The sequence below is a fragment of the Paracoccus sp. (in: a-proteobacteria) genome (assembly GCF_047973135.1).
In the GTDB taxonomy this organism is placed as follows: domain Bacteria; phylum Pseudomonadota; class Alphaproteobacteria; order Rhodobacterales; family Rhodobacteraceae; genus Paracoccus.
On record NZ_JBKEBL010000296.1, the window covers coordinates 1 to 7,592 of the forward strand.

General features: G+C 63.2%; 8 protein-coding genes and 1 pseudogene. 4 read left to right on the forward strand and 5 right to left on the reverse strand.

The features are described 5' to 3' along the window. The 3 genes from ACK5L9_RS21705 to ACK5L9_RS21715 form a co-directional block, all read right to left on the reverse strand. Window positions 1-709: PQQ-dependent sugar dehydrogenase (locus tag ACK5L9_RS21705; protein WP_416913538.1), on the reverse strand; the 709-nt coding region annotated here is incomplete at its 3' end. Window positions 710-784: 75 nt separating this feature from the next. Beyond that, window positions 785-1,333: a DUF924 family protein gene (locus tag ACK5L9_RS21710; RefSeq protein ID WP_416913539.1), complete on the reverse strand. Its 549-nt coding sequence runs from the start codon at window positions 1,331-1,333 to the stop codon at window positions 785-787. A gap of 6 nt (window positions 1,334-1,339) precedes the next feature. Next, entirely contained in the window at window positions 1,340-2,272 is a 933-nt protein-coding gene (locus ACK5L9_RS21715) for a pirin family protein (RefSeq protein ID WP_416913540.1), read from the reverse strand. 190 nt (window positions 2,273-2,462) lie between these two features. Here ACK5L9_RS21715 and ACK5L9_RS21720 point away from each other — a divergent pair, with 190 nt between their 5' ends. Then, window positions 2,463-3,614 carry a patatin-like phospholipase family protein gene (locus ACK5L9_RS21720; protein ID WP_416913541.1) on the forward strand — a complete coding sequence of 384 codons (1,152 nt, stop codon included), beginning with the start codon at window positions 2,463-2,465 and terminating at the stop codon, window positions 3,612-3,614. Between the two features lie 167 nt (window positions 3,615-3,781). Here ACK5L9_RS21720 and ACK5L9_RS21725 read toward each other — a convergent pair whose 3' ends face one another. Beyond that, the gene (locus ACK5L9_RS21725) at window positions 3,782-4,567 is read right to left on the reverse strand and encodes a hypothetical protein (RefSeq protein WP_416913542.1); all 786 of its coding nucleotides are present in this window, start codon (window positions 4,565-4,567) and stop codon (window positions 3,782-3,784) included. 213 nt (window positions 4,568-4,780) lie between these two features. Here ACK5L9_RS21725 and serB point away from each other — a divergent pair, with 213 nt between their 5' ends. Next, entirely contained in the window at window positions 4,781-5,662 is an 882-nt protein-coding gene (gene serB / locus ACK5L9_RS21730; protein ID WP_416913543.1) for a phosphoserine phosphatase SerB, read from the forward strand. 379 nt (window positions 5,663-6,041) lie between these two features. Here serB and ACK5L9_RS21735 read toward each other — a convergent pair whose 3' ends face one another. Next, a complete protein-coding gene (locus tag ACK5L9_RS21735; protein ID WP_416913544.1) occupies window positions 6,042-6,506 on the reverse strand; it encodes a hypothetical protein in 465 nt (154 codons plus the stop codon). A 184-nt stretch (window positions 6,507-6,690) separates the two neighbouring features. Between ACK5L9_RS21735 and ACK5L9_RS21740 the strand changes: the two genes are divergently transcribed. Beyond that, window positions 6,691-7,206 carry an HdeD family acid-resistance protein gene (locus tag ACK5L9_RS21740; protein WP_416913545.1) on the forward strand — a complete coding sequence of 172 codons (516 nt, stop codon included), beginning with the start codon at window positions 6,691-6,693 and terminating at the stop codon, window positions 7,204-7,206. A 71-nt stretch (window positions 7,207-7,277) separates the two neighbouring features. After that, window positions 7,278-7,592 (forward strand): annotated as a pseudogene (locus ACK5L9_RS21745) (30S ribosomal protein S12 methylthiotransferase RimO); the annotation flags it as partial.

Below are 7,592 nucleotides of genomic sequence, written 5' to 3' on the forward strand. Positions count from 1 at the left end.
CCCAGGACCAGATTTCGGGCAACGCGCCCTCGACCCCCGGCCTGCCCATCGGCGCACCGCTTAGCGGATCGATCCGCACCACCTTGCCCAGACTTGTCGTGACATTCTGTGCCAGACCGCGTGCATCGCGTCTGGATCTTTCGCCTGTGGTGACGAACAGCCCGCCCTGCCCGTCAAAGACCAGCCGGGATCCGAAATGATTGGTCGAGTTCCACGCCGGTTGCTGCTGCCAGATGACCCGCAGATCGTCCAGCCGGGAACCGTCCGCCGCAAGAACCCCGGTCGCAACTGCCGTCGCGTTGCGCCCACCGCCACGCGGCTGGGCAAAGCTGATCCAGACGCGCCTAGTCTCGGCGAAATTGCCCGCCACCGCCACATCCAGCAGCCCGCCCTGCCCGCGGCTATCGACATCGGGCAGCCCGGCAATCGCGGGCGACATCGCCCCATTCGGGGCGATCAGCCGCAGCCGTCCAGGCCGTTCCGTCACCAGCCAGCCGCCATCGGGCAGTTCCGCCATCCCCCAGGGATGGCGCAGTCCTTCGGTGACGACCTGCCGGTTCAGCGCCATATCGGGCAGAACCGGGGCACGGGTCTGGCCCGCGAAAGCCGGTTTCTGTCCCGGCGCGTTGGGGGCTGCGGCGTTGAAATCCTGCGCATGGGCCGAAGCCGCGAACAGGACAGCGATCAGGAACCCTGAAAATCGAGTCATCGAAACCTCCGTCCCCGCAGCCTAGCGCAGACCGGCCGCCACCGGGATCACGTCCCCGTCAGACAGTTCCCGCGATCAGAACCCCTTGTGAGTTTTCAGAAATTCCGTCTCATCCGCCGTGTTCTCGCGGTCCAGCACGGTGTTGCGATGCGGAAAACGGCCAAATTCGGCGATAATGTCGCGATGAGCATGGGCAAAGCGCAGGGAATTATCATCCCCCAAAGCCTCGTACAGGCGGATACTGCGGTTCTGATCGTCCAGATCCTCGCTATGCATGAAGGGCAGGTAAAAGAACGCGCGCTGCGTCTGGGCGACCTGCTGGTCAAAGCCCTTGTCCAGCGCCTGACCGGCATAGGTCAGCGCCAGATCGTTGCTTTCAAAACTGCGGCCCGACCCTCGGAACATGTTGCGCGGAAACTGATCCAGCACGATCATCAGCGCCAGCGCATCCGCCGCGCTTTCCATCCAGTGATCCAGCCTGCCGCCATGCGCAGCCTCGTATGTTTCCAGGAAAAGCTGGATGATCTGGTTGTCGATTTCGGCGGATTTCTCGAACCAATAGGGTTTCATTTCGTCCGAAAACCAGAAGTCACGGACATCCTGCGGGGTTCTGAAAGACATCATTTCTCCTTATGGCAGCGGAATGAACTCGTCCCGGTCGCCCGGCGGCAGATCGAACAATCCCTGACCCCAACGCGCATCCCGCCATTCGCGTTTCGCCGTCTCGATCCTTTCGCGCGATGAGGCGACGAAATTCCACCAGATAAAGCGCGGCCCGTTCAGGGTTTCGCCCCCCAAAGCCATCAGCCGCGCACCCTGTTCGCCCGCCTGCACCGAAATGGCGTCGCCGGGGCGGAACACCATCATCTGCCCGGACTGAAACTCTTGCCCGGCGATCCGGACCGAGCCCTCGGTGATATACAGCCCGCGATCCTCGTGATCATCGGGCAGAGGAAAACGCGCGCCGGGCGTCAGCGTCACATCCAGATAGAAAGTGTCGGAATACAGCGTCGCGGGCGCCACCTCGCCATAGGCGCGGCCAAGGATCAGCCGCGCCTGCGCGCCCTCTGCCTCGATCAGGGGCAGCGCCTGCTGGCCATGATGTTCAAAGATCGGGTCAATATCCTCGTGGCTTTCGGGCAGGGCGATCCAGGTCTGGATGCCGAACAAGCTGTGCGGGCCGCTGCGGGCGGCGTCGCTGGTGCGTTCGGAATGGCTGACGCCCTTGCCCGCCACCATCCAGTTCAGCGCGCCGGGCGTGATGACCTGATCGCTGCCGATGCTGTCGCGATGGTGGAAATCACCCCGGAACAGATAGGTGACAGTGCCCAGTCCGATATGAGGATGCGGGCGGACATCGACGCCCTGCCCGGTCAGAAACTCGACCGGGCCAGCCTGATCGAAAAAGATGAACGGCCCGACCATCTGCCGTTTGGGCGCAGGCAGGGCGCGCCGCACCTCGAACCCGCCCAGATCGCGGGCACGGGGGATTATCAGGGTCTCGATATTGTCGGGGCCGATCTCATCCGGGCAGCCCGGCTCGATTGCGGGGTTCCAGCTCATGCCTTCCTCCTGTGGCTGGGTTCAAGGATGCATCGAAACGGGCACAAGGCCAAGGGTCCATGCAAAACGCTTGCAAATGACGAAGGGGCACGGAAAAATCCGCCGCGTGCCGCCTTGTGCGCACCGGTTTCGGGCAGAATTCAGCGGCAGGCAGGCCGATAGTCGGACCACCATTGACAGGGGCGGCAAGATGAACAGATTTGACAAGAATATCAATCACGTTCTGGTTCTTCAGGGCGGCGGCGCGCTGGGTTCCTATCAAGCGGGCGCGTTTCAGGCGATGGCGACCGAAGGTTATCGCCCCGATTATGTCGCCGGCATTTCCATCGGGGCGATCAACGCGGCCCTGATCGCCGGAAACCGGCCCGAGGACCGGTTAGAGCGGCTGCGCACCTTCTGGAATCTGGTCTCGCGCGGCGAGGCCCTGGGCAACACCTGGATCGACATGATCGCGCCGGTGCTGCCGCGCGGCCATGAAAACGACTTGCGCGCCGCTCAGGCCATGTTCGCGGGCGTGCAGGGCTTTTACACCCCGCGCCAACCCTCGCCCTTCCTGCAGAAACCCGGCACGGTCGAGGCGCTGAGCTTTTATTCCACCGAACCGCTGCGCGATACGCTGCTGGAACTGGTGGATTTCGACTATCTCAACTCGGGCGAGGTCCGCTTTGCGGTTGGTGCCGTAGATGTCGCGACCGGCAATCAGGTCTATTTCGACAATACCCGGCAACAGATTGGCCCCGAACATGTCATGGCCAGCGGCGCCCTGCCCCCCGGCTTTCCCCCGGTCGAAATCGACGGTGCGCTTTACTGGGATGGCGGCATCGTCTCGAACACGCCGCTGCAATATGTGCTGGACAATCACGACCGCCATCAGGACATGACGGTGTTCCAGTTCGACCTGTTCAGCGCGCATGGCAAGCTGCCCGAAACCATTACCGACATCGAAACCCGCGAAAAAGAGATCCGCTTTTCCAGCCGCACCCGGTTCTCGACCGATCAGACCGCCATGCTGCTTGAGGCCCGCGAGGCATTGCAACGGCTTTACGACAAGCTGCCGAAAAACCTGCAAAAAAGTGACGAGGTCAGGGTGTTGATGGAGGCCGCCCATCCCGGCCGGATGCTGCTGGTGCAAATGATCTATGAGCGCCCGGATTACGAGAAAAGCTCGCGCGATTACGAATTTTCGCGGCGCTCGATGCAGGATCACTGGGACAAGGGCGCAGCCGACGCGCAGAAAACCCTGCGCCACGCCCGCTGGATCGAAAAACAGGCCGACAAAAGCCCGCTGACGGTCATTGACTGCAACAAACTGAAGGACAGCCCTGGAAAGGCCACAGCCTGACCGCCCGCCCACCTTTTTGCGCATGCGCCGCCATCAAACGCGAATCGCCTGCCATCTTTACGGGTCAGCCTTCAAGACCGCTGGTATAAAATCAAGAAGTTGCAGGCCGACAATATGATCGCTTTGAACGCGTCCGGCTATATCGGGGCTGAACGCGGGGCCGACGATCAGTTGTCGATGTGATATTCGGCCTCGCCCGTGGTCCAGTTGTAATTGCAATAGCTGAGCTGCAGGCATTCGCCCCGCTCGTTCATGCTGTTGCCGATGTTGCGCAGCGCCGACAGCGCCCCTGCCTGCGCCTGGGCAAGGGCCTTCATCGCTTTGGTCATGGTGATATCGATCAGCCCGGCGAAAACCTCGGCCTGTTCGGTATTGGTCGCGTAACGCGCCGAATCCGCGAAACCCTCGGGCAAGCCGTCCAGATAGGGCGTCATGCCCAAGACCTGCATATACATCATCACCCCGCCCCATTCCCGGTAATTCGCCGTCGGGATCGAGAAATAGTCGGTGCTGAAGGCCCCGCGCGCCTTGGAATGATAGGTGATCACGAAAACCGAATGCTCTGTCCCGCCAACCTCGGCGCTGGCCGCCGTGGCCCAGGCCTTGCCATCCTCGACCGCCTCCCAGGTCGTGACCTCGCGGGTGGCCGCGTCGGTCAGTTCAACTTCGGCGCGCCTTTCGGCATCTTTCAGCGCTTCGGCAGGATCAATCGAAGCCGAGTCGTACTCGATTTCGATATAGCGCGGCGAGGCCGGATCGTCGGGCACCGCGCGCCATTCGTCCTCGGCTACCTGCGGCCAGTTGGTCGGGACCGTCTTGCCCTCGGCGTTCTGGCTGACTTCAAGCTTTGGGTAATCCGTCATCGCCGGATCCTTGGCTGTCCGGTCCTCGGCCGCAGATGGTGCCGCCAGTGCAAGGGAAACGAGAATCGCCAATCCGATCTTGCGCATCATGTCAAATCTTTCACATTTTAATCGGGTCAAACTACGCCGTTTTGCACGCGCTTTTCAAGAACGCAGCCCCGGACGGACCACCCCCGGCAAGGAAAGGCCGGTTCCCGCCGCTTTTCCGCCGACCGCAATTGCGACAACTGCGGTATCACAGGCTGGCGAAACGCCACGGTTTGCCCTAAATCCCGCTTCGATCCCAACGGGAAGGAGCCGCCCATGTTCACCGTGTCGCTGATGGCCGCGCCGGCCGATGCCCATCTGGAAAGCACGCTGCCCGAGGGGCTGTCGAGGGAGTGGGAAGGCGGTACCCCGCGCTGGCTGAACCCCGGCGTCGCCGCCGAATTCGACATTGCCGAAATGCCTGCCGATGCCGATCAGGTCTGGTCGGATCTGCAAACGATCAATATCGATCTTGCCATCCAGCAAACCGCAGGTCGCCGGAAATCCATCCTGCTGGCCGATATGGATTCGACGATGATCCAGCAGGAATGCATCGACGAACTGGCGGATATGGCGGGCGTGGGCCCGCGCGTCGCCGGAATCACCGCGCGCGCCATGAACGGAGAGCTGAATTTCCACGAGGCGCTGATCGAACGCGTGGGCCTGCTGGCCGGCCTGAACGAAGCGGTCATCGACAAGGTTCTGGCCAACCGCATCACCCTGGCCCCCGGAGGCCGCGAACTGGTCGCCACGATGCGTGCAAATGGCGGGCACACGGCGCTGGTCTCGGGCGGGTTCACGGCATTCACCGGGCCGGTCGCCGCGCAGCTTGGCTTTGACGAACACCGCGCCAATACCCTGCTGGCCGAGGATGGCGTACTGACCGGCCATGTCGCCCTGCCGGTTCTGGGACGCGAGGCCAAGATCGACGCGCTGAAGGAAATCGCCGCCGCCCGCGGCCTGACGCCGGCCCATGCGGTTGCGGTCGGAGACGGCGCGAACGATCTGGGCATGATCCAGCTTGCGGGCACGGGCGTCGCCCTGCATGCCAAACCCGCCGTCGCGGCCCAAGCCCGCATCCGCATCAATTTCGGCGACCTGACCGCGCTGCTGTACCTGCAGGGCTATCGCCATTCCGAATTCGTGACAGGCCTGTAATACCAACTGCCCTGAGCCCGCTACGATCCTGACGACAAGCGCCGCAGAGGGCCGGATCTGCTGTTCAGCCGCCGCCCAACGGCAGCGACGTCGGCACCTCCGAACTTTGGGAACGGTCTTGCAGCGATGGCACGGCAGACCCGACCCGGAACCAAATGCGCAGCACGCCGGGCACGGCGGCTGCGTCGGCGTCGGCGACCAGTGCCGGGCCGCCGCAGGCTTTTGCAGGGGGTCCGGGGGGCGCACAGCTCCCCCGGCTATCGCGGGACGCAAATCCTCCGGCGGTGACGTCGTATCAAGGCTTGCTGGATGGCGCGGCGGTGCCGCAGAGCCAGCGCATATCCCTCAGTCAGACCGAAGGCACCCCGCCCAAGCCCATCTATCGCAAGCGCGGGCAGATGCGGGTTTGCGGGTCAAGGCGAATATATTCCTGCGCGGTCAGGACCGTCATCTTCAACGAGCGGTTCCAGCCGCCGAACCATCGGTCGCGGATGCCGTTGCGGTAATAGTTGCCCATGATCTGATCGACATAGGGAGGGATGATATGGGTATCAGGCAGGCGCGGGGCGTGAAAGCCCACGCGGGCGTCGGGGCCAAGACAGGCATTCGGCAGGGTGATCAGCATCGTGCAGGCTGACCGGCAATAGCCGCGAATGCGCACCAGCTTGCCCGATTTGGCCAGTTCCTGACGGCGCTGCGCCATGTGCAGGATATTGCCGCCGCTGTCGTTGATGATGTCGATCCGGTCGCGAAAGCGCCGTTCAACCCCGTCGGCCCGGCCGGCGGCGGGCAGCAGTGCCAGCAAGGCGGTGATGGCAAGGGCAAGGGCGGAGGTTCGGGTCATGATCATGCCGCGCAATCTGCGCGATCAGAGCGGGCAGAGAAAGCCACGGCTGCGTGATCGCGGACACGGTTGCGGCATCCCGCCCGCGATTCCCCTGAAATTTACGGTACAGACAAAGAAACCCGAAACGGTCCAGAGCGTTAGGCAAGGAAGGAACGCCAGGAACAAATTCAGAGGACTTATCATGTCAGGTCGAATCATGTGGATCGTCATCGGCGCATTGTCGATCCTTGCCGGGATCCTTGCGCTGGCCAACCCGCTTGCCGCCACGCTGACCGCCGAACAGCTTGCCGGATGGGCGTTTTTGATCGTCGGGGCGTTGCAGGCCTATGCGGTGTTTCGGGGGCAGGTCTGGGGTGGCCGCGTCTGGGCCATCCTGCTGGCGGTCGCGCTGATTTTGCTGGGTGTCATGCTGCTGGCCAGGCCGCTGGTCGGGATCGTCACGCTGACACTGGTGGTCGCCTCGATGTTCTTCGTCTCGGGCGTGGTCAAGATCGTTTTGTCCTTTTCGCTGCGCGGGACAGGGGCATTCTGGATGTTGCTGCTCAGTGGGGCGCTGTCGGTGCTGCTGGCGCTGATGATCTTTGGCAATTTCCCCGCCTCCGCCGCGACGATCCTTGGCATCCTGCTGGCGGTCGAGCTGATCTCGGACGGGGTGTCGATGATCGCTCTGTCGGGGACGCGCGCGGCGGATGACTGATCAGGGCGGCGGCCCCGATTTTTTGCGGGGGCCCGCTTTTCCTGCGGCAGCGAATCGACTATCTGCGGCGGATGTACACGAACCCACCCGATCTGCGCCCCGACCTTGCCCGCGCCCGCATCCCGGATGAACGCCGCGACGGCCAGCCGACCATCGGCATGGTCAGCCTTGGCTGTCCCAAGGCGCTGGTCGATAGCGAACGCATCCTGACGCGGTTGCGTGCCGAGGGCTATGCGATCAGCCCCGATTATGCGGGGGCGGATGCGGTGATCGTGAATACCTGCGGGTTTCTGGACAGCGCCAAGGCCGAAAGCCTTGAGGCCATGGGCGAGGCGCTGCGGGAAAACGGCAGGGTCATCGTGACCGGCTGTCTGGGGGCCGAGCCG